Below are 19,054 nucleotides of genomic sequence, written 5' to 3' on the forward strand. Positions count from 1 at the left end.
AAAATTCAGAAATATAATTATTTTTAGAATTTTAAACAGGAAAAAGCGGAGACCTTTTCTTTTCTCCGCTTTTTCAAGCAAAAAACACCATATAAATAATACCGATCGCAATAAACAGACCGCACAAACCAAATAAAATTTTAGCCAGCGTTTCCATGTTCCCCTCTCCTAATTTGTAATTCCTGCTCCGATTACAAAGGACAAGCCTATGGATATGACCATTGAGATAAAGCCAACTGCACGGTTATCCTTTTGAATTTCATCATCAATATTAAATTTAGGAGTCAGAAATTCAAAAATAAAATATCCGATTAAGAGCAAGGCAAATCCGTAAAAGCCCCAGCCAATCATTTCAAAGAGACCGTCATGCTGTTCAATTGAGAAGCGGAAAACGTTTGAAATCCCGAAAATTTTGCCGCCTGTTGCCATTGCAACAGCCACATTGCCTTTTTGGATTTCTTCCCAGTTTTTATATTTCGTCACCAATTCAAAAATGACTAAAAATAAAACCCCGCACAATATGACAACACTATAATTAGCAGCAGTTTGAACATATACGTTTTCCCAAAACAGATTCATGTTTACTCTCCTTAAAGAAAAGTTTATTTGAACTCCACAATCGTAACACCTGTTCCGCCTTCATTTGCTTCACCGAAACGGACGTTTTTAACAGCGCGGTGGTTTTGCAAAAATTCCCGCACCCCTTTTCTTAAAGCGCCCGTCCCTTTGCCATGAATAATGTGCGCCCGCGGATATCCTGCGAGAAGACAATCGTCAATATATTTTTCAAGACGGATGAGCGCATCTTCATATCGCTCTCCCCGCAAATCAAGTTCTAATGAAACATGAAAATCCTTCCCTTTTACTGTTGCGAGCGTTTTTTCTCCCTCTTGTTTCGGGCTGCTAATATATTCAAGATCTTCTTCTTTTACTTTCATTTTCAATATTCCAATTTGTACAAGCCATTCACTTTCATTTGCTTTTTCAAGCAGATGTCCTTTTTGATTTAAGTTGATCACTTTTACCTCATCGCCGGGGCGCAGCTGCTTTTTGCTTTTTTGTTTTTCAGATTTTTGTTCAGTATTTATAAATTCAGGCGCTGCATATTCAAGCCGCTTTTTTGCTTCTATTAATTCATGCTCTTTAATAGCTGAACTGTGCTCTTTTTGCATGTTTTTCAATTTTTGAATAATCTGATCTGCTTCTTTTTGCGCTTCTTCCAGCCTTTTTTTCACCATTTCCTCAGCTTCTTGATATAGGCGGTCTTTCTGCTTATTAAATTCAATGATTTGTTCTTGTAGTTCTTTATGAAGTTTTTCTGCATCTTTCAGCGTTTTTTCAGCTTCCATCCAATCCTCTTCAGCACGTTTTTTGCTTTCCTCAAGGGAGGCAATCATTGCATCCGTTTTGGATCTGTCAGCGCTCATGAACGATTTGGCGCGCTCAATAATTTCTTTGCTCAATCCAAGCCTTTTTGATATTTCAAACGCATTGCTTCGGCCAGGTACACCGATCAACAATTTATACGTCGGCGATAATGTGTCGACATCAAACTCAACGCTTGCATTGATCACGCCCTTACGGTTAAATCCGTATGCTTTCAATTCGGGATAGTGGGTGGTTGCAACAACTTGCGCTCCTCTGTTTAAAGCTTCATCCAAAATTGCAATGGCTAGAGCGGCACCTTCTCCAGGATCTGTACCTGCCCCAAGTTCATCAAATAGTACGAGTGAGCGATCATTAAGTTCTTGTAAAATTTTGACGATGTTCACCATATGAGAAGAAAATGTACTCAAATTTTGTTCAATTGACTGTTCATCCCCAATATCTGCGTAAACTGCCTCAAATACCGGCATTGTAGATCCTTCTTCAGCAGGGATTTGCAGACCTGATTGCGCCATTAGTGCGAGCAGTCCAATTGTCTTCAGCGTCACCGTCTTACCGCCGGTGTTTGGACCGGTGATGACAATCGATTGAAAATCTTCCCCAAGTTCAATTGTATTTGGCACAACGGTTTCAGGGTCAATAAGAGGATGGCGGGCTTTATACAGCTTCATAATGCCACGATCATTTATATTTGGTTTTGTAGCCTTTAATTTTTTAGCATACAATGCCTTGGCAAACATAAAATCGATTTCACCCATTACAGTGATATTATGAATGATTCCCTTGCTTATGTCAGCAACCATTTTCGACAATTCCGTTAAGATCCGTTCAATTTCGCGCCTTTCCTTAATCCGCGCTTCATTTAAAGAGTTGTTCGCTTCTACGATAGCCTGCGGCTCAATAAACAGAGTTGCTCCTGAGGAAGATTGATCATGGACGATTCCTCCATAAACTCCTCTATATTCTTGTTTGACAGGAATGCAATAGCGGTCATTTCGAATCGTAATAATGGCATCCGAAAGATTTTTTTGTGCAGATGGGGAGCGAATGATCGATTCCAGCTTTTCGCGAATACGAGCCTCCAGTGTACGGATTTGACCTCTTATCGCTTTTAATTTATCGCTCGCATCATCAACAATTTCCCCGTCATCGCGTATGCAACGTTGAATTTCTTTTTCTTCTTTTAAATAAATTCCGATTTCGCTGACCAATTGTTCTAAATGAGGAAGTGAAACCTCCTCTTCTTGAGTCAACTTTTCAATAAATTGCTTCATTTGTCTTGAAGCATATAACACGGCAGAAACAGCCACAAGCTCTTGCGGACCTAAAGTTCCGCCTATTTGCGCACGCTTTACACTCGGCCGTATGTCGCTTAATCCTCCGAAAGGGGCAGAGCCTTTCAATCGGAGCACTGTTAGTGCTTCATCTGTCTGCTCCTGCCTCTTCAGTACTTCGTTGATGTCTCCTGATGGCATAAGCTTTAACGCTTTCTCTTTTCCTAAAGAAGAAGAAGCATGCTCTTTCAGCAGTTCCCTTATTTTATTAAATTCCAAAACATGTAACACTCGTTCCTGCAACTTCTCAAAACCTCCTGACAGTTGAATGGTCAGTCTTTCCTTTTTAAAAATTGCTTTAATTGTTCAACATCCCACGTATTCACAACGTCATCCGGCTGAATGAAAGCTTTTCGCGCATACGCAACCCCTATCTCCATATGTTCTAGCATGTTTATGCTGTGGGCATCTGTATTAATCACAACCTTTACACCGTATTCCTTCGCTTTCTTCAAATGTTCTACACATAAGTCAAGCCTGTTCGGATTTGCGTTCAATTCTAAAATAGTATCTGTTTCCTTTGCAAGTTCTAAAAGCATTTCTATATCAACATCGTATCCTTCTCTTCGCCCAATTAACCTTCCAGTCGGATGAGCGATAATATCAACATGGTAATTATATAGGGCTGCTTTCAGCCTTTTCATAATTACACTCTGCGGCTGGGAAAAGTTCGAATGGATCGATGCAATAACTATATCTAGCTCTTTTAGACAATCGTCGTCATAATCAAGTGTACCGTCCGGCAAAATATCCATCTCGATTCCTCTGAAAATCGTAAAATCAGAATATTGTTCATTCAACATGTCAATTTCTTCTTTTTGTTCTTTCAGCTGCTCAGGAGTCAAGCCGTTGGCTACTTTTAAAAATTGCGAGTGATCTGTAATCGCGATGTACTTGTAGCCTTTTCTTTTAGCAGCCTCAGCCATTTCCTTGATTGAATGAGCGCCGTCGCTCCATGTTGAATGCATATGGAGATCTCCCTTTATTTCCTCGAGCGAAATAAGATTTCCTTTGTATTTTTCCACTTCCTCCCCATCTTCCCGAACCTCTGGCGGAATGTAGGGAAGCTGAAAGTGTGCATACAGCTCTTTTTCTGACTCAAATGTGAGCACTTTTCCGGTTTCTATAATTTCTACGCCGTATTCGCTTATTTTTTCTCCTCTTTCCTTCGCTAGCTGGCGCATTTTTACATTATGCTCTTTTGAGCCTGTAAAATGGTGCAAAGCCGAAATGAATTCCTTTGGGTGCACGATGCGAAAATCGACCTGAACCTTGACATCAAACTTAAGTTCAATCGATATTTTCGTATCGCCTTTCGCAATGATTTCAGTAATATTCGGCATTGTTAAAATGTAATCTCGCACAGCTCCTTTATTTTCCGCCGCAATAATAAAGTCAAGGTCTTTTATCGTTTCTTTCATTCTTCTTAAGCTTCCTGCGCGAGAAAAGCGAACTATTCCGTTTCCTTGTCCTTTTTCTAAAAATTTCTCTATTTTTTCTGCAATCGGCAGCATATAAGCAAGAGGCAGTCGGCCCGGTTTTTTATTCATTTCATCGATCGCAGCCAATATTTTTTCTTCCGTTACTTTTCCAAAACCTTGTAAACTTTGCACTTTATGTTCTTCACAGGCTTTTTTTAAAGAATCGATGTCCACAACACCTAAATCCTTGTACAATTTTGCAATCTTCTTTCCGCCCAGCCCTGGCAATTGAAGAAGAGGGATTAACCCTTCAGGAACTTCCTTTTGCAAGGTTTGCAGCGTTTTTGACTCGCCGGTTTTTATGAATTCTTCGATGACTGCACTCGTTCCTTTCCCAATCCCACTGATTAAAGTAAAATCGTGGATGTCTGATAGGCTTCTCGCATCCCTTTCAAGGGCATTGGCAGCTTTATAAAACGCGGAGATTTTAAAAGGGTTTTCGCCTTTTAACTCCATATATACCGCAATTTTCTTTAACAGGCTGACAACATCCTTTTTGTGAACCGTCATGTTTTACGTCACCTCTTGAATCTTAAACAATATAAAAATCACCTGCTATTGAACTATTTAATAGAAACAGAGAAGGACGATGGGGGTCTAAATAAAGATGTTTCCATCGTCCCTTTACGTCTAGCTTCCTTTACCGAAATAGCCGATCCAAAGATCGTGAATTTTATCAGATAAGACAGGGGTATGATTGACAATTAAATCAGCCAGCAGCGATTTATCGATAAGATTTTGAATTTGCTCGGCTGGAATGAGCGCTGCCAAAAAAAGCAGAATGAATAAAATGAGGTAAGTTTCCGCAAAACCTAAAACCGCACCCAGCAAGCGGTTGATTTGCTTAAGTATTGGAAGCATCGCAACAAAATCAAACATAGATCCGATGATGTGAAGCGCTATTTTTGATCCGATAAACAAAAGCACGAATGCAACTCCGCGATAGTAAGCTTCCTCCAAATGGCCCCCTGTCAATATAGATAGAGCAGCATTTGAATCTCCTATATTTGGATACGGTACCCATAATTCCAGTTTAGGAGCAAGATCGTCAAAATATGTTCTGGCAATTATGAAAGACACTATAACACTTGATAAATAAACTACTTGGAGAATAAATCCCCTTTTAAGGCCAGTGAGCAATCCGAATACTAAGAAAAATAAAATGATCAAGTCAAGCATTTTAAATTTCAATCCTTTTCTTGAAGTTGCTTTTCTAGTTCTTCAAATTTCTCCTTTAATTTGAGATAATCATGAACAGCATTAACCGCAGTTAGTACTGCCAGCTTGTTTAAATCTAGAGATGGGTTTTTTTGACTGATTTCCCGCATTTTTTCGTCAACAATTGAAGCGACAAGCTTCATATGATTTACGCTCTCATTTCCAACAATCGAATACTGCTGTCCATATATATAAACAGTCGCTTTATTTTTAGGTTGATCAGACAAAGCGAATCCTCCATCCTCTATGAAAAAATATCGCAAAATGATTCAAAATCCTAATCATAATCATAACATGTTTGTCGAAAAGATGGAAAGAAGAACAAAAGAAAGGGTACAATAATATAGCATCCATTTTAGGAAAGCGAGGCGTTTTTTATTGTCCAATATCGTCATAAAAGTTGATCATGGGGGAATTCAAACTTTGAAAGATTTTTATAATCCTTTCATTATAGACAGAACCCCTCCAGGTGCCGTCTTTTCTGCCAAATTGACAAACTGTACGATCACTGCTTACAAGTCGGGAAAAGTGCTTTTTCAAGGATCTGCCGCTCAGCAGGAAGCAAACAGATGGGAAAAAACAGCAAAAACAGCCCCTTCTCAAACAGAGGATGAGCTTCAACAGCTTCAACAGATGTCAGTCATCGGCTCTGATGAAGCAGGAACGGGGGATTATTTTGGACCGATCACGGTTGCTGCAGTATTTGTCCCTAAAGAAAAAAGAAAACTGGTTCAGCAGCTTGGAGTAAAAGATTCAAAGGCTTTGACAGACAAACAAGTTTTTTCAATCGCCAACACTTTAATAGAGACAGTTCCGTACAGCCTCTTAATTTTGCGCAATGAAAAATACAATCAATTGCAAAAATCTGGAATGAACCAAGGGAAATTGAAAGCTATCCTTCATAATCAAGCGATCCATCATTTACTCAAGAAAATTTCTCCTGATAAACCAGAAGCTGTGTTGATCGATCAGTTTGCAGAGCCGAATGTTTACTTTCAATATCTTAAAGACCGGGATGTTCCGTTTAAAGACATAACCATCTTTAAACCGAAGGCGGAGCATATACACATATCTGTCGCTGCAGCATCCATTATCGCAAGATATGCTTTTTTAAAAGAATTAAACAGCTTATCCAACGCAGCCGGATTTTATTTGCCAAAAGGAGCCAGCCATACTGTTGATGAAGCTGCTGCCAAATTAATAAAGGAAAAAGGGAAAAACACACTTGGCAAAATGGCAAAGCTTCATTTTGCCAACACCGAAAAAGCTTTGAATCTATTGAATTGAAATGACGAATCCGGAAATCTTATTTTCTGAGGTTAGCAGGACCAATTTATGATTTCAATAAAAATGAAGGTGCTATCTGCACCTTCATTTGTTAGCTGGAATTATTTTAGGGATTTATCGTCCTGCGTTAGCTGCGAAGAACTGCTGAAAATTTTTCCTCTACCGCCTTAATTACTTTTTCATGAGCTTTTGCTGCTTCCTCATCCGTCAATGTTCGTTCAGGATCGTAGTAGCGGAGTGAAAATGCGATCGATTTTTTCCCTGCTCCCAAACGTTCTCCTTCATACACATCGAAAATGGAAATCTCTTTTAACAGTTTTCCGCCCGCTTCCCGGATCGTTTCTTGAAGCTCGCCAGCATGCACATGCTGATCAACGACTAAGGCGATATCCCTTGTAATGGATGGGAACCTTGGAATCGGCGTATATATGACTGGCTTAGCTTCATATTGAATGAGATCGGCTAGCTTCAGCTCAAAAACATATGTTTCATCTAAATCATACTCTTTTTCAACTTCCGGATTTAATTCGCCGACAAATCCGATGAATGATCCGTTTAAATAAATATCTGCCGTTCTGCCGGGATGCAGCCCTTCACGTTTTGCCTGTTTATACTCAATTTCATCCAACAGTCCAAGCAGATCAAATAAACCGTCTAAAATTCCTTTCACAACATAAAAATCAACTTTTGTTTTTTCCCCTTGCCATGGGTGATAAACGTAGTGACCCGTCATGACGCCTGATAAACGTTCTTTTTCCAAAGGCTTTTCTAAAGCATCGTCCGAAATGAAAACAGAACTAATTTCATAAAGATGAATATCATCGATTTGCCGCGCTTTATTATATTTTACAGACTCAAGCAAATGAGGAAGCAGGCTTAAACGCAAAACACTCCGCTCTTCACTCATCGGCAATGCTAATTGAGTAAAGCTTGACGTCTCCAGCGTAAATTGTCCCGCCTTTTCTTTGCTCGTTAATGAATATGTGATCGCTTGATAAAGCCCGGCGCCTTCCAAAAATCTTCGCACTTTTCTTCTTTTCAATTGATAGTCTGTTAATGCTCCGGATGTTGAAGATCCTTCAGGCAATGTTGACGGAATATAGTCATATCCGTAAAGGCGGGCTACTTCTTCAATTAAATCTTCTTCTATCGCAATATCGCCTCTTCTTGTCGGAACGGTTACTGTAAAAAGACCGTTTTCTTCAACGGTTTCAAATTGCAAGCGGTCAAAAATTTCTTTTATTTCATCTACTGCAATGTTTGTCCCTAAAACGTTGTTAATTTTCTCAGCGGAAATGGTGATCACTTTTTTCTCGATTGAAAAATCATGAAATTCTGCTTCACCTTCTAAAACAGTTCCGGAGGCGTATTTTGCGATCAATTGTGCTGCCCGCTCTGCTGCAGCTTTTACCCTGTTCGGGTCAACTCCCTTTTCAAATCTCAAGCTCGCTTCACTTCTAAGTCCGAAATCCTTCGACGCTTTTCGGACAACACTGCCTTTAAAATAGGCGGCCTCAAGCAAAACGGTCGTCGTATCGTCTCTTACTTCAGAATCGGCCCCTCCCATTACACCAGCTAATGCAACAGGTACTTTGCCATTTGTGATCACAAGGTGATCGCTTGTAAGCTTTCGTTCTTGATCATCAAGGGTCACGATCGTCTCTCCGTCATGTGCGCGGCGAACGAGTATTTCCTTTGATCCGAACCGGTCATAGTCAAACGCATGAAGAGGCTGGCCGTATTCTAATAAACAATAGTTTGTAATATCGACGACGTTGTTATGCGGTCTGATTCCGGCTTTTATTAAGCGCATTTGCATCCATAACGGGGAAGGGGCAATTTTGACATTTTTAATAATTTTAGCTACATAGAATGGATTATCTTCTTTTGCTTCAACATTCACAGTAATATAATCAGTTGCTTTTTCTTCGGCAGCCTCATAATGAACTTCCGGCTTTCGAACCTCTTTCTTTAAAATTGCTGCAACTTCATAGGCAACACCGATCATGCTTAAACAGTCAGAACGGTTTGGTGTAAGACCTAATTCAAGTACATAATCGTCCATAAACAGCTGTTCAATCGCATTTTTTCCAACTTCAGCATCACTAGGGAAAACAAAAATGCCGTCAGAAAACTCTTTTGGGACAAGCTTTCCTTCAATGCCCAGCTCTTGCAAAGAACAAATCATACCGTTAGATTCTTCACCGCGCAGCTTTGCCCGTTTAATTTTGAAATTGCCCGGCAAAACCGCACCAACTTTGGCTACCGGCACTTTTTGACCTTTTTCAACGTTTTGGGCGCCGCATATAATTTGCACTGGTTCTCCTTCTCCGATGTCAACTAAACATTTGCTTAATTTTTCTGCATTTGGATGCTGTTCTTTTTCAAGCACCTGTCCAACTACAACATCTTTTATTCCTTCATTAACAGCTTGAACATTTTCAACTTCAATGCCGCTCTTCGTTATTTTTTCAGCCAGCTCCTCAGGGGAAATGTCTAGATCAACATATTCAGAGAGCCATTTGTATGAAACGAACATGAGAAAACCTCCTTTTAAGCTTGTTTAAACTGTTTCAAAAAACGCACATCGTTTGTATAAAAATGACGAATATCATCAATTCCATATTTCAACATGGCAATCCGTTCCGGTCCCATTCCAAATGCAAAACCACGGTATTTTTTCGAATCGAATCCCGCCATTTCCAAAACGTTTGGATGAACCATCCCTGCTCCTAAAATTTCAATCCAGCCTGTTCCTTTGCATACATGACAGCCTTTCATGGAGCATTTAAAACAGGATACATCGACTTCCACCGACGGTTCAGTAAACGGGAAAAAGCTCGGACGCAGACGAATTTGCCTGTCTTCACCGAACAGTTTTTTCGCAAACACTTCGAGCGTTCCTTTTAAATCGCTCATGCGAATGTTTTCATCCACAACGAGCCCTTCAATTTGCGTAAATTGATGGGAGTGCGTTGCATCATCTGTATCACGTCTGTATACTTTCCCTGGACAAATGATTTTTACAGGACCTTTCCCTTTATATTTTTCTAGCGTTCTCGCCTGAACTGGAGATGTGTGTGTGCGCAGCAAAATTTCATCAGTTATGTAAAAGGAATCTTGCATATCCCTTGCCGGATGGCCTTTCGGCAAATTGAGCGCTTCAAAATTGTAATAATCTGTTTCAACTTCTGGACCTTCCTCTACTGTGTATCCCATGCCGATAAACAAATCTTCAATTTCTTCAATGACCGCTTGGAGAGGATGATGGTTTCCTGTTCGAACCGGTCTGCCTGGAAGGGTAACGTCAATCGTTTCTTGCTGTAATTTTTTCTCGATTTCTGCTTTTTCGAGTTGTTCTTGCTTACTTGTTATTTCCCCGGCAATCACTTCCCGAATTTCATTTGCTAACGCACCTATTTTCGGCCGTTCTTCTTTCGAAAGCTTTCCCATTCCGCGAAGAACTTCGGTAATCGGTCCTTTTTTTCCAAGATATTGAACGCGAATATTTTGCAATTGTTTTAAATCCGTTGCTTCCCGTACCTTTTGCAACGCTTCATCGCGAAGCTTTGTTAATTCTTCCTGCATGTAAATTCCTCCTTTTTTAAAATAAATAAAAAAACCCATCCCAAAAAAGGGACGAGTTGAATTTCGCGGTACCACCCTTATTAACAAAGAAAGAATCTTTGTTCACTTCATTATCATAACGGCACAGCCGGAGCGCCTTTACATGCTTCCGCATGGTCCTGGCGTCAACTCTGGAGGTGAATTCGTTTGCCTCTACCATAAAAATGCTTCCAGTCTACGGCATTTTCTCCCTAAATGGCGACCTGCAAACTACTCTTCTCCGTCATCGTTATTCCTTTATTCAATTGCTTTTAATTATAAAAAAAAGAAATTAAAGGCGCAACACTATTTGCGAAGATGGTACATGAAAATAGCTGAAGCAACGGCAACATTTAATGACTCCGCTTTTCCATAAATCGGAATGTGTAAATTTTGATCCGTCATATCCAGCAGCTCTTTTGAGACCCCATTTCCCTCATTTCCTACAAGGAGGGCAAATGTTTCAGATGGAGGGATCTCTTTATAGAAAACAGCATTTTTTGTTGAAGTTCCAAATACAGGAATTTTCTCTTCCTTCAATTTGTTTATAATCTGTTTTAATGACGAATTGACCACAGGCAAATGAAAAATTGATCCTTGTGTCGCCCGGATCGTTTTACTATTGTACAAATCAACCGTCCCGTCACCTAAAATCACAACATCCATTCCAGCCGCATCTGCAGTACGAATGATCGTACCGAGATTTCCTGGGTCTTGAACCGCATCTATTAACAGCCATTTTTTGGCGTTCAAATCGATTTCCCACCTAAGCTGCTTACAAACAGCCATGACACCTTGCGGGGAATCCGTTTCAGACAGAAGCGAAAACACCTCTTTGGAAACAATCGTTGTCGGAATAGTACCTTCGAAAAAATGATTTGGCAGCTTCGCTCCGTCTAAAACAATTAACTCTTGAACAATTGATTTGTATTTGAGAGCTTCCTCGATTAAATGCAAGCCTTCAATTAAAAACAGCCCGCGCTCTTCCCGTTTTTTTCTTGATTGCAGCTTTTTCCATTCTTTTACTCTTTCATTTTTAGTTGACGCAATCCGTTTCAATGATGGTGTCTCCTTCAACTGATAGTTCATTTCATATACATATTATAGAAAACAAAAGAAAAAATAAAGAAGAATGAAGAAAAACGAGGTGAAGGATATGAATTTTGATTTGCGCAATGCAGTCATTGCCAACATATCGCAAAATTCAAAAGACGAGCTGAGAGAAACGATCGTTGATGCCATCAATAGCAAGGAAGAAAAAATGCTTCCAGGGTTAGGCGTGTTATTTGAAATTATCTGGAACCATTCAAGTCAGCGTGATCAGCAGGAAATGGTTGAAACACTTGAACAAGGATTAAAAGAGACTGGAGCTGGGAAATAACCAGCTCCTGCTTTTTAGTTGTACGTAATGTTTTCAACCGTTTTTTTGTCGAGGCGTTTAATGACTTCTGTCAATAATTGAACCGTATGTTCAAAGTCTTCGCGATGAATCATCGCAGCGTGTGTATGAATGTAGCGCGTTGCAATCGTAATGGAAAGCGTTGGAACACCATTTCCTGTTAAATGAATCGATCCGGAGTCTGTACCGCCACCCGGCATAGCATCATACTGATATGGAATGCCGCATTCTTCAGCGACCCCTACGACAAAATCGCGAAGCCCTTTATGGGAGACCATAGAAGCATCATATAAAATAATTTGCGGACCTTTCCCCATTTTTCCCATCGCTTCTTTTTCGGAAATGCCTGGAGTGTCGCCGGCTATTCCGACGTCTACGCCGAAAGCAATATCAGGCTCAATATAATGGGCTGATGTGCGGGCTCCTCTTAATCCTACTTCCTCCTGAACGGTTCCTACACCGTAAACGACGTTCGGATGGTTTACCCCTTTCAGCTTTTTCAAAACTTCGATCGCTATTGCACAACCGATGCGGTTATCCCAAGCTTTCGCCAAAAGGATTTTATCATTTTTCATAACGGTGAACTCAAAATAAGGCACAATTTGGTCGCCGGGACGAACACCAAATTCCATCGCTTCTTCTCGGCTGCTGGCGCCAATATCAATAAACATGTCTTTGATCTCTACAGGCTTTTTTCGTGCTTCTGCCGGCAAAATATGCGGCGGCTTGGAACCGATGATGCCGGTCACATCTCCTTTTTGGGTGACAATCGTCACTCTTTGTGCGAGCATAACTTGATTCCACCAGCCACCAACAGGCTGAAAGCGAATGAACCCTTTATCATCAATTTGCGTAACCATAAAGCCGACCTCATCAAGATGGCCCGCGATCATAATTTTGGGTCCGCCTGATTCTCCTTCTTTTTTGGCAATTAAACTGCCGAGTCCATCCGTTTGGATATCATCCGCATAATCTTTTATGTACCCTCTCATTACTTCTCTGACTTCCCGTTCATTGCCGGCGATGCCTTTCGCGTCTGTTAAATCTTTTAACATTTTCAATGTTTCATCCCATTTCTCCACACTGAAACCTCCTTTAATTTATATTCTTCATTTTTTCCAAACGGAATTGTTAATATCCTTGATTTTGTCTAGCATGATTGACTTCATTTTTCGCCATGTATGCTGAAATAATATCTTCCTCTGAAAAGCCCAGCGCAGAGCCGAGTGTAACATAGTCGTTAAATAAATCGATATACGCTTGGACAGACAAATATTCACTGAATTTTGCCGTTTTTTGATAAACGTTTAAAAAAAGATCGGTCAGGCTTTTATCGATTTTTCTTGCTTTCATTTCCGGCAGTTTTTCAATATACAATTCATGGCCGATCGACAATAAAAAATGAAGGCCGTCTACATACTCTTCCAAAATAACCTCTCTGTCGGAAGGCGGCTTAACGCTCCAAAATTTAAAGCAGCGCGTTTCATTAGCCAATTCGCCAATTTCGACAAGCAAGGCTAAAACTTTTCTCTCGATCAGCCTTTCTTCCTCCAAACCGTGTTTCTTTTCAATTTTTTCATCCAATTCTTTTTGCATTTTATATAACTGTTCAAAATCCATTTTCTCAACCCCTAAAATATATCTAAAAAAATTATAGCAAATGTGATCATTAATGAAACCCCTTCAATTCCTTTTTCGTAATGTATATGTATGAATATGACCTTCGGGGAGGTTTAAAGTAAATGATTGTCATCCTTCTTCGTCTTTTTATAATTGCTGCGATTATTTTCCTAATTTATTCATTCATTAAATATTTATTGAACCCGAAGCGAAAGTTAGAATTGGCTCATGAGCAAAAAAAATTTTTCTTTCTTGATGATAAAGAAAATGTCCACAAAAATTTTTTGTTAACGCATAAAGGAGTTTTATTTGAAGGGGAAAAATATTTAGGCACGACTGAAACTTCTTTTGAAGTTATCTCCGTTTTTATTTGGACATCTACTCCAAATAAGTTAAGGGGGTTTACAAAAGAAGATTTTCAATTTATAGAATCGAAAATAAAAGAAGCATATCCTTACGCCAAAATCGACTGGAAAAGTCCAATTAAAGAGTTTTTGAATCGGAACGAATCGGAATTCCCGACACTATCTTAAGACGGCAAAAAAGAAAGAGCAGCTTGACATTCCCGTTCAAAATTGACAGCGTTAAAAGACTATGCGGTTCATGACTGGACGATCATGGTGTCGCTTTTTTGATCAATCTATGCAACATTTCTGATTTAAAAAGAAAATAAGCATTCTGAAGGCAGTTCCCATTGCGGGAGCTGCTGTTAGCTTCCATTTCTATTTTTATCCCATTACCTTTTCTCTTCCTCTATGAAATTTTGTAAAACAGCTCGGTAATTGATTATAATTTTTCGAAGTCTCCTTTTTAATTGGGTTTGGTCACTTTCATTATAAAACAGAGTGCTTCGTAAATGCTTTTTTCATTTTGATGATATTCTTGATCCCAACATTTAGTATAGAACCTAAATTTTTTGCATCGGCCTAAAAAACCCTTGAACTTTTGACTTTTTTCACTGTTGAGAAACGTAAAGCCATAATCGTTTACCTTTTCAGCCATATAAAAATCCCCTCCAAATAGAAGTGCAGCATCCGCGAGTCATTGCGCAGATTTTTTACACGTCTACTTAAAGGGGATCAATAATGTGCTGTTCAATTATGTCCAGCCCAAAGGGCAATGTACGTTTATAGGTGGCTTGCTTTTTCGATTACTTATTTAATTCAGCTTTAGCTGTTTCGGCGAGTTGTGCAAATCCTTTTTCATCATTTACTGCTAAGTCAGCAAGCATTTTTCTGTTTACTTCAATGCCAGCAAGCTTTAAACCGTGCATGAACCGGTTGTAGGAAAGACCGTGAATGCGCGCAGCAGCATTGATTCTCGTAATCCAAAGCTTACGGAAATCGCGTTTTCTTTGGCGACGGTCACGGTATGCATACATTAAAGATTTCATTACTTGCTGGTTAGCAACTTTATATAAACGATGCTTCGAACCGTAATAACCTTTTGCAAGCTTAATAATTTTTTTGCGGCGTCTGCGTGTCACTGTACCGCCTTTAACACGTGCCATAATGCATTCCCTCCTAAAAAATCGAAGTTAAAAATTATTTTATATTGTCAAGCATTTGATGAATACGTTTAAAGTCACCTTTGCTTACTAATGCTGGTTTGCGAAGTTTGCGTTTTTGCTTTTGAGTTTTGTTAGCGAATAAATGACTAGTAAATGCATGAGACCGTTTCAAATTTCCGTTCCCAGTTTTTTTAAATCTTTTCGCAGAGCCGCGATGAGTTTTCATTTTAGGCATAAAAGGATCCTCCTTCTATTTCTTTTCGTTTTTCGGTGCTAGCACTAGAAACATGCTGCGCCCATCCATTTTCGGCTTCGTTTCAACAGAACTGATGTCAGCGCATGCTTCAGAAAATCTTTCTAGAACTCGTTGGCCGATTTCTTTATGGGTAATCGCTCTTCCTTTAAAGCGGATCGATGCTTTCACCTTGTCACCCTTCTCCAAAAATTTCCGAGCATTGCGAAGCTTTGTATTAAAGTCATGCTCTTCAATTGTTGGGCTTAGGCGGACTTCCTTCACATTAATAACTTTCTGCTTTTTACGCGCCTCTTTTTCTTTCTTTTGCTGCTCGAAGCGGTATTTTCCGTAATCCATGATGCGAGCAACCGGCGGTTTTGCATTCGGAGCAACAAGAACGAGATCCAAATTGGCATTTGCGGCAATATCAAGCGCTTCTTGCCGTGATTTAATGCCTAATTGATTACCGTTTTGATCGACCAGTCGAACTTCACGAGCGCGGATGCCCTCGTTTACTAACATGTCTTTGCTAATAATGAGCCACCTCCAAGATTTTATAAACAAAGTGCACGTTCGCCTTGACAGAGCTTATACATTCGTTTATGCAAATAAAAAACGCGTAGACGCACACTGCACCCACACGTTGAATACACGAACTTTTTGTCCAATGTATAAACCTGTCAACAGCAACGATGTGCGTCAATCAGGTGAGAAGCGGGTGCTTCTGCTTGTTCTCCTTGACTATAATATTCTATCATGGCAAAGCAGCTTTGTCAAAACAACATTTCTTCAAAAACGATACCATTTTAAACTATTCAAACAGAAAATGCAAGAGACTATTTGAATGAACATACATAAATCGGAATGGAGTGGACATGATAATCAATATATCATATAACTATTGGAGTGATCGAAATGGATGCAAACCGCGTAAAACAAATTTTATCCTCGCCGGCTGATATTGAAGTTCTCTATAACGGAGCTTCCGTTTGGATTGATCAGCTAAATGAAGATGGAAAAACAGCAACCGTTCATGTAAGAGGTCCGTTTAAAGAACGTACGGTTGTAAATATTTCTGAGCTTGAAGAAAAATAATTCCTCCATTGTTTTAAACTTTATTGATATAAAATAGCTCCCAATGCTCCGGTAAAAGAACCGTTTGATAAAAATATGCTTTGCAGACCTGTCATGGAATCAAAGCTTTGGATGATTTGTTGTAATGGAGGGTTTTGCGAAATTGCAGCTCCAACATAGACACACGTGTCCACTTGATGAAGCTCGGCACATTGCTTTGCCAAAAGAACGATCGTTTCACCAATCAATTGAAATAACGCTGCAGCAGCATCTTTTTTCCGTGCTCTCGATAAATCCGGATTGCCAAAATTAGCAGCGGTTAAATCTCCTAAAATTGGAGGAGCCTCTTCTCCATACAAATCTTTTACCAACAAATCAACATGGCTTCGATCACCTTTTTTCGCCAAATCAACGATTTGATAAAAATTGCTCTCCTGCAAAATGAGCCGGCTTAAACCGGAAATAACACCGCCGCCGATACCGCTACCAAGCAGACGCTCATAACGCTCGCCCTTCATAAGGAAAAAAGATGTTCCCGTTCCGATGCTGACGATTAAAAAATCGCTCTTTGGCTCCTTTCCTTCTTTTACTAAAAGCTCTCTTGTTCCTATACAAACTGAATCAAATTCTGGAATAAAGGTCACATCAGCTCCGGTCAATTTTTCTTTTACTTTTGCAGCTCTGCCTCCTGTTATTCTATAGCGGGCAGCCGGCTTCAATCTCTTCATCCAAGAAAGAGCTTGATCCATTTCATCAATTGGAAACCATTTATACCGATATCGCCCATGTTCAACATAAGCAATTTTTAATAAACTTCCCCCTGCATCAATTCCTACTATTTCCATCCGTACACCCCTCGCTTATGTTTCAAAAAAAGGAAATCAGCAAACGCCGATTTCCTTATTTTCTCCCTTCTTTTCCAACAGATACAGCAAATGTCTCCAGCGGCATGGATTCTGATTTTTGTTCTCCATACTTTCTGACATTGACCGTCTCATTTTCTGCTTCTTGATCACCGACAACGACCATGTACGGGATTTTTTGCATTTGTGCCTCACGAATTTTATAGCCGATTTTTTCATCCCGAATATCGACTTCAACGCGCAAGCCTTCTTGCTGAAGACGCTGTTCTACTGTTTTGGCATAATCAAGATGCACTTCCGGCGAAACAGGGATGACTTTCACTTGCACAGGTGCAAGCCAAGTTGGGAAGGCGCCTTTATATTCCTCAATTAAGAAGGCAACAAACCGTTCCATCGTTGAAACAACTCCGCGGTGAATAACAACTGGCCGATGATGTTTGCCGTCTTCGCCAACATATGTTAAATCAAGCCGTTCCGGAAGGAGAAAATCTAGCTGAACAGTCGATAATGTTTCATCTTTTCCTAAAGCCGTCCGCACTTGTACATCCAATTTCGGTCCGTAAAATGCCGCTTCACCTTCCGCTTCATAATAATCCAGCCCGAGTTCGTCCATTGCGGCTTTCAGCATCGACTGGGCCTTTTCCCACATTTCATCATCATCATAATATTTTTCTTTATCCTCAGGATCGCGGTAAGATAATCGGAACGAATAATCTTTTATACCAAAATCCTCGTATACCTCTTCAATAAGGCGGACAACTCGGATGAATTCGTCTTTAATTTGATCCGGCCGCACGAAAATATGCGCATCGTTCAACGTCATCCCGCGAACACGCTGCAGCCCTGTCAATGCCCCTGACATTTCGTATCTGTGCATTGTTCCAAGTTCTGCAATGCGGATCGGCAATTCCCGATAGCTGTGAATTTCATTTTTGTAAATCATCATATGATGCGGGCAGTTCATCGGACGCAATACAAGCTCTTCGTTATCCATCTTCATTGGCGGAAACATATCATCTTGATAATGGTCCCAATGGCCGGAAGCTTTATAAAGATCGACGCTGCCGAGAACAGGTGTGTATACATGCTGGTATCCGAGTTTAATTTCTTTATCAACAATATAGCGTTCGATAATCCGGCGGATAGTTGCACCTTTTGGCAGCCAAAGCGGCAAGCCTTGTCCAACCTTTTGAGAAGTGGTAAACAGGTTTAATTCTTTTCCAAGCTTGCGATGATCCCGCTCTTTCGCTTCTTCAAGCATGCGGAGATGTTCTTTAAGCTCTTCTTTTGTAAAAAATGCTGTACCGTATATGCGTTGAAGCATTTTGTTTTTGCTGTCTCCACGCCAGTAGGCGCCGGCTACGCTGAGCAATTTAAATTCCTTTATTTTTCCGGTAGAAGGAACGTGGACTCCTCGGCATAGATCGAAAAATTCTCCTTGCTCATATATGGAAATGATTTCGCCTTCCGGAATATCATCGATAAGCTCAAGCTTTAAATGGTCGCCGATTTCCTCATACATTTTTTTTGCTTCATCGCGGCTTACTTCTTTACGAATAACCGGCAAATTTTCGCCGACAATTTTTTTCATTTCTTTTTCGATTTTAGGCAAATCTTCGTGTGAGATCGTTTCATCCATATCGATATCATAATAAAAACCGTTTTCAATGACGGGCCCAACTCCCAATTTTACATTTGGGTAAAGCCGTTTAATCGCTTGCGCCATTAAATGTGCTGTACTATGTCGTAAAATTTCTAACGCTTCTTTTGTATCAGGCGTCAAAATTTCAATCTGGCCGTCTTGTTCAATCGGGGTTTTTAAGTCAATAAGCTTTCCATTTATTTTACCTGCAATGGCTTTTTTCTTTAATCCAGGGCTGATGGATGCAGCGATTTCTTCCGTTGTTGTTCCGTACGGAAATTCTTTTACAGAACCGTCTGGAAAAGTAATTTTAATGGCTTCTTTCATCTTCTTTCCTCCTTTGTTTTTTCTTGCAAAAATAAACACCCGTCCCTAAAAGAAGGGACGAGTGTTGTATGT

The 19,054-nt window shown here is 40.0% G+C and carries 20 protein-coding genes and 2 other annotated features; of the genes, 4 read left to right on the plus strand and 16 right to left on the minus strand.

The annotated features are described in order from the left end of the window. Nucleotides 1–168: 168 nt before the first annotated feature. From ACVIJU_RS14850 to zapA, 5 genes are all read right to left on the minus strand, one after another. Complete coding sequence (locus ACVIJU_RS14850; protein WP_063387435.1) at nucleotides 169–579, minus strand: DUF350 domain-containing protein; 411 nt, start codon at nucleotides 577–579, stop codon at nucleotides 169–171. 23 nt (nucleotides 580–602) lie between these two features. Then, entirely contained in the window at nucleotides 603–2,963 is a 2,361-nt protein-coding gene (locus tag ACVIJU_RS14855) for an endonuclease MutS2 (RefSeq protein WP_063387434.1), read from the minus strand. Nucleotides 2,964–2,992: 29 nt separating this feature from the next. Then, nucleotides 2,993–4,711 carry a DNA polymerase/3'-5' exonuclease PolX gene (gene polX / locus ACVIJU_RS14860; protein WP_063387433.1) on the minus strand — a complete coding sequence of 573 codons (1,719 nt, stop codon included), beginning with the start codon at nucleotides 4,709–4,711 and terminating at the stop codon, nucleotides 2,993–2,995. 120 nt (nucleotides 4,712–4,831) lie between these two features. Further along, the gene (locus ACVIJU_RS14865; RefSeq protein ID WP_063387432.1) at nucleotides 4,832–5,380 is read right to left on the minus strand and encodes a CvpA family protein; all 549 of its coding nucleotides are present in this window, start codon (nucleotides 5,378–5,380) and stop codon (nucleotides 4,832–4,834) included. An 8-nt stretch (nucleotides 5,381–5,388) separates the two neighbouring features. Further along, complete coding sequence (gene zapA, locus ACVIJU_RS14870; protein WP_063387431.1) at nucleotides 5,389–5,646, minus strand: cell division protein ZapA; 258 nt, start codon at nucleotides 5,644–5,646, stop codon at nucleotides 5,389–5,391. Between the two features lie 151 nt (nucleotides 5,647–5,797). On the opposite strand from zapA, the gene rnhC reads away from it, so the two are divergent. Next, nucleotides 5,798–6,706, plus strand: coding sequence for a ribonuclease HIII (gene rnhC, locus ACVIJU_RS14875; protein WP_094246316.1), 909 nt, complete (start codon nucleotides 5,798–5,800; stop codon nucleotides 6,704–6,706). A gap of 127 nt (nucleotides 6,707–6,833) precedes the next feature. On the opposite strand, the gene pheT is transcribed toward rnhC, so the two are convergent. The 3 genes from pheT to ACVIJU_RS14890 all read right to left on the minus strand — a co-directional run bounded on the left by pheT (nucleotide 6,834) and on the right by ACVIJU_RS14890 (nucleotide 11,401). After that, a complete protein-coding gene (gene pheT, locus ACVIJU_RS14880; protein WP_456687717.1) occupies nucleotides 6,834–9,245 on the minus strand; it encodes a phenylalanine--tRNA ligase subunit beta in 2,412 nt (803 codons plus the stop codon). Nucleotides 9,246–9,259: 14 nt separating this feature from the next. Continuing rightward, complete coding sequence (pheS, locus tag ACVIJU_RS14885; protein WP_063387428.1) at nucleotides 9,260–10,294, minus strand: phenylalanine--tRNA ligase subunit alpha; 1,035 nt, start codon at nucleotides 10,292–10,294, stop codon at nucleotides 9,260–9,262. A gap of 44 nt (nucleotides 10,295–10,338) precedes the next feature. Continuing rightward, nucleotides 10,339–10,569 (minus strand) — a binding site (T-box leader). 49 nt (nucleotides 10,570–10,618) lie between these two features. After that, nucleotides 10,619–11,401, minus strand: coding sequence for a TrmH family RNA methyltransferase (locus tag ACVIJU_RS14890; RefSeq protein ID WP_375338756.1), 783 nt, complete (start codon nucleotides 11,399–11,401; stop codon nucleotides 10,619–10,621). Nucleotides 11,402–11,468: 67 nt separating this feature from the next. On the opposite strand from ACVIJU_RS14890, the gene sspI reads away from it, so the two are divergent. Next, entirely contained in the window at nucleotides 11,469–11,693 is a 225-nt protein-coding gene (gene sspI, locus ACVIJU_RS14895; protein WP_063387425.1) for a small acid-soluble spore protein SspI, read from the plus strand. Nucleotides 11,694–11,707: 14 nt separating this feature from the next. On the opposite strand, the gene ACVIJU_RS14900 is transcribed toward sspI, so the two are convergent. Both ACVIJU_RS14900 and ACVIJU_RS14905 read right to left on the minus strand, forming a co-directional pair. Further along, entirely contained in the window at nucleotides 11,708–12,793 is a 1,086-nt protein-coding gene (locus ACVIJU_RS14900) for a M42 family metallopeptidase (RefSeq protein ID WP_063387424.1), read from the minus strand. Between the two features lie 49 nt (nucleotides 12,794–12,842). Then, on the minus strand, nucleotides 12,843–13,331 hold the full coding sequence (locus ACVIJU_RS14905; protein WP_063387423.1) for a dUTP diphosphatase: 489 nt from the start codon (nucleotides 13,329–13,331) through the stop codon (nucleotides 12,843–12,845). 122 nt (nucleotides 13,332–13,453) lie between these two features. On the opposite strand from ACVIJU_RS14905, the gene ACVIJU_RS14910 reads away from it, so the two are divergent. Next, nucleotides 13,454–13,864 carry a hypothetical protein gene (locus tag ACVIJU_RS14910; RefSeq protein ID WP_063387422.1) on the plus strand — a complete coding sequence of 137 codons (411 nt, stop codon included), beginning with the start codon at nucleotides 13,454–13,456 and terminating at the stop codon, nucleotides 13,862–13,864. A gap of 277 nt (nucleotides 13,865–14,141) precedes the next feature. Here ACVIJU_RS14910 and ACVIJU_RS14915 read toward each other — a convergent pair whose 3' ends face one another. The 4 genes from ACVIJU_RS14915 to infC form a co-directional block, all read right to left on the minus strand. Continuing rightward, on the minus strand, nucleotides 14,142–14,333 hold the full coding sequence (locus tag ACVIJU_RS14915; protein WP_130156128.1) for a hypothetical protein: 192 nt from the start codon (nucleotides 14,331–14,333) through the stop codon (nucleotides 14,142–14,144). Nucleotides 14,334–14,481: 148 nt separating this feature from the next. Further along, nucleotides 14,482–14,841 carry a 50S ribosomal protein L20 gene (gene rplT / locus ACVIJU_RS14920; protein WP_063387420.1) on the minus strand — a complete coding sequence of 120 codons (360 nt, stop codon included), beginning with the start codon at nucleotides 14,839–14,841 and terminating at the stop codon, nucleotides 14,482–14,484. Nucleotides 14,842–14,875: 34 nt separating this feature from the next. Continuing rightward, complete coding sequence (rpmI, locus tag ACVIJU_RS14925; RefSeq protein ID WP_063387419.1) at nucleotides 14,876–15,076, minus strand: 50S ribosomal protein L35; 201 nt, start codon at nucleotides 15,074–15,076, stop codon at nucleotides 14,876–14,878. A gap of 15 nt (nucleotides 15,077–15,091) precedes the next feature. Continuing rightward, complete coding sequence (gene infC / locus ACVIJU_RS14930) at nucleotides 15,092–15,613, minus strand: translation initiation factor IF-3 (protein WP_222422773.1); 522 nt, start codon at nucleotides 15,611–15,613, stop codon at nucleotides 15,092–15,094. A gap of 68 nt (nucleotides 15,614–15,681) precedes the next feature. Continuing rightward, nucleotides 15,682–15,812 (minus strand) — a sequence feature (ribosomal protein L20 leader region). A gap of 179 nt (nucleotides 15,813–15,991) precedes the next feature. On the opposite strand from infC, the gene ACVIJU_RS14935 reads away from it, so the two are divergent. Next, a complete protein-coding gene (locus ACVIJU_RS14935; RefSeq protein ID WP_094246321.1) occupies nucleotides 15,992–16,171 on the plus strand; it encodes an H-type small acid-soluble spore protein in 180 nt (59 codons plus the stop codon). Between the two features lie 20 nt (nucleotides 16,172–16,191). On the opposite strand, the gene coaW is transcribed toward ACVIJU_RS14935, so the two are convergent. Beyond that, nucleotides 16,192–16,995, minus strand: coding sequence for a type II pantothenate kinase (coaW, locus tag ACVIJU_RS14940; RefSeq protein WP_144597650.1), 804 nt, complete (start codon nucleotides 16,993–16,995; stop codon nucleotides 16,192–16,194). 55 nt (nucleotides 16,996–17,050) lie between these two features. Further along, entirely contained in the window at nucleotides 17,051–18,982 is a 1,932-nt protein-coding gene (gene thrS / locus ACVIJU_RS14945; protein WP_066247800.1) for a threonine--tRNA ligase, read from the minus strand. Between the last annotated feature and the right edge of the window lie 72 nt (nucleotides 18,983–19,054).

It is taken from the genome of Aeribacillus sp. SP014, from assembly GCF_054055575.1.

What these genes read in the sequence shown, in the direction of transcription:
- ACVIJU_RS14850 (WP_063387435.1), bottom strand. Translation starts at nt 579, where the DNA reads ATGAATCTGTTTTGGGAAAACGTATATGTTCAAACTGCTGCTAATTAT.
- polX (WP_063387433.1), bottom strand. Translation starts at nt 4,711, where the DNA reads ATGACGGTTCACAAAAAGGATGTTGTCAGCCTGTTAAAGAAAATTGCG.
- ACVIJU_RS14865 (WP_063387432.1), bottom strand. Translation starts at nt 5,380, where the DNA reads ATGCTTGACTTGATCATTTTATTTTTCTTAGTATTCGGATTGCTCACT.
- pheT (WP_456687717.1), bottom strand. Translation starts at nt 9,245, where the DNA reads ATGTTCGTTTCATACAAATGGCTCTCTGAATATGTTGATCTAGACATT.
- pheS (WP_063387428.1), bottom strand. Translation starts at nt 10,294, where the DNA reads ATGCAGGAAGAATTAACAAAGCTTCGCGATGAAGCGTTGCAAAAGGTA.
- ACVIJU_RS14890 (WP_375338756.1), bottom strand. Translation starts at nt 11,401, where the DNA reads ATGAACTATCAGTTGAAGGAGACACCATCATTGAAACGGATTGCGTCA.
- sspI (WP_063387425.1), top strand. Translation starts at nt 11,469, where the DNA reads ATGAATTTTGATTTGCGCAATGCAGTCATTGCCAACATATCGCAAAAT.
- ACVIJU_RS14905 (WP_063387423.1), bottom strand. Translation starts at nt 13,331, where the DNA reads ATGGATTTTGAACAGTTATATAAAATGCAAAAAGAATTGGATGAAAAA.
- ACVIJU_RS14910 (WP_063387422.1), top strand. Translation starts at nt 13,454, where the DNA reads ATGATTGTCATCCTTCTTCGTCTTTTTATAATTGCTGCGATTATTTTC.
- ACVIJU_RS14915 (WP_130156128.1), bottom strand. Translation starts at nt 14,333, where the DNA reads ATGGCTGAAAAGGTAAACGATTATGGCTTTACGTTTCTCAACAGTGAA.
- rplT (WP_063387420.1), bottom strand. Translation starts at nt 14,841, where the DNA reads ATGGCACGTGTTAAAGGCGGTACAGTGACACGCAGACGCCGCAAAAAA.
- rpmI (WP_063387419.1), bottom strand. Translation starts at nt 15,076, where the DNA reads ATGCCTAAAATGAAAACTCATCGCGGCTCTGCGAAAAGATTTAAAAAA.
- ACVIJU_RS14935 (WP_094246321.1), top strand. Translation starts at nt 15,992, where the DNA reads ATGGATGCAAACCGCGTAAAACAAATTTTATCCTCGCCGGCTGATATT.
- coaW (WP_144597650.1), bottom strand. Translation starts at nt 16,995, where the DNA reads ATGGAAATAGTAGGAATTGATGCAGGGGGAAGTTTATTAAAAATTGCT.
- thrS (WP_066247800.1), bottom strand. Translation starts at nt 18,982, where the DNA reads ATGAAAGAAGCCATTAAAATTACTTTTCCAGACGGTTCTGTAAAAGAA.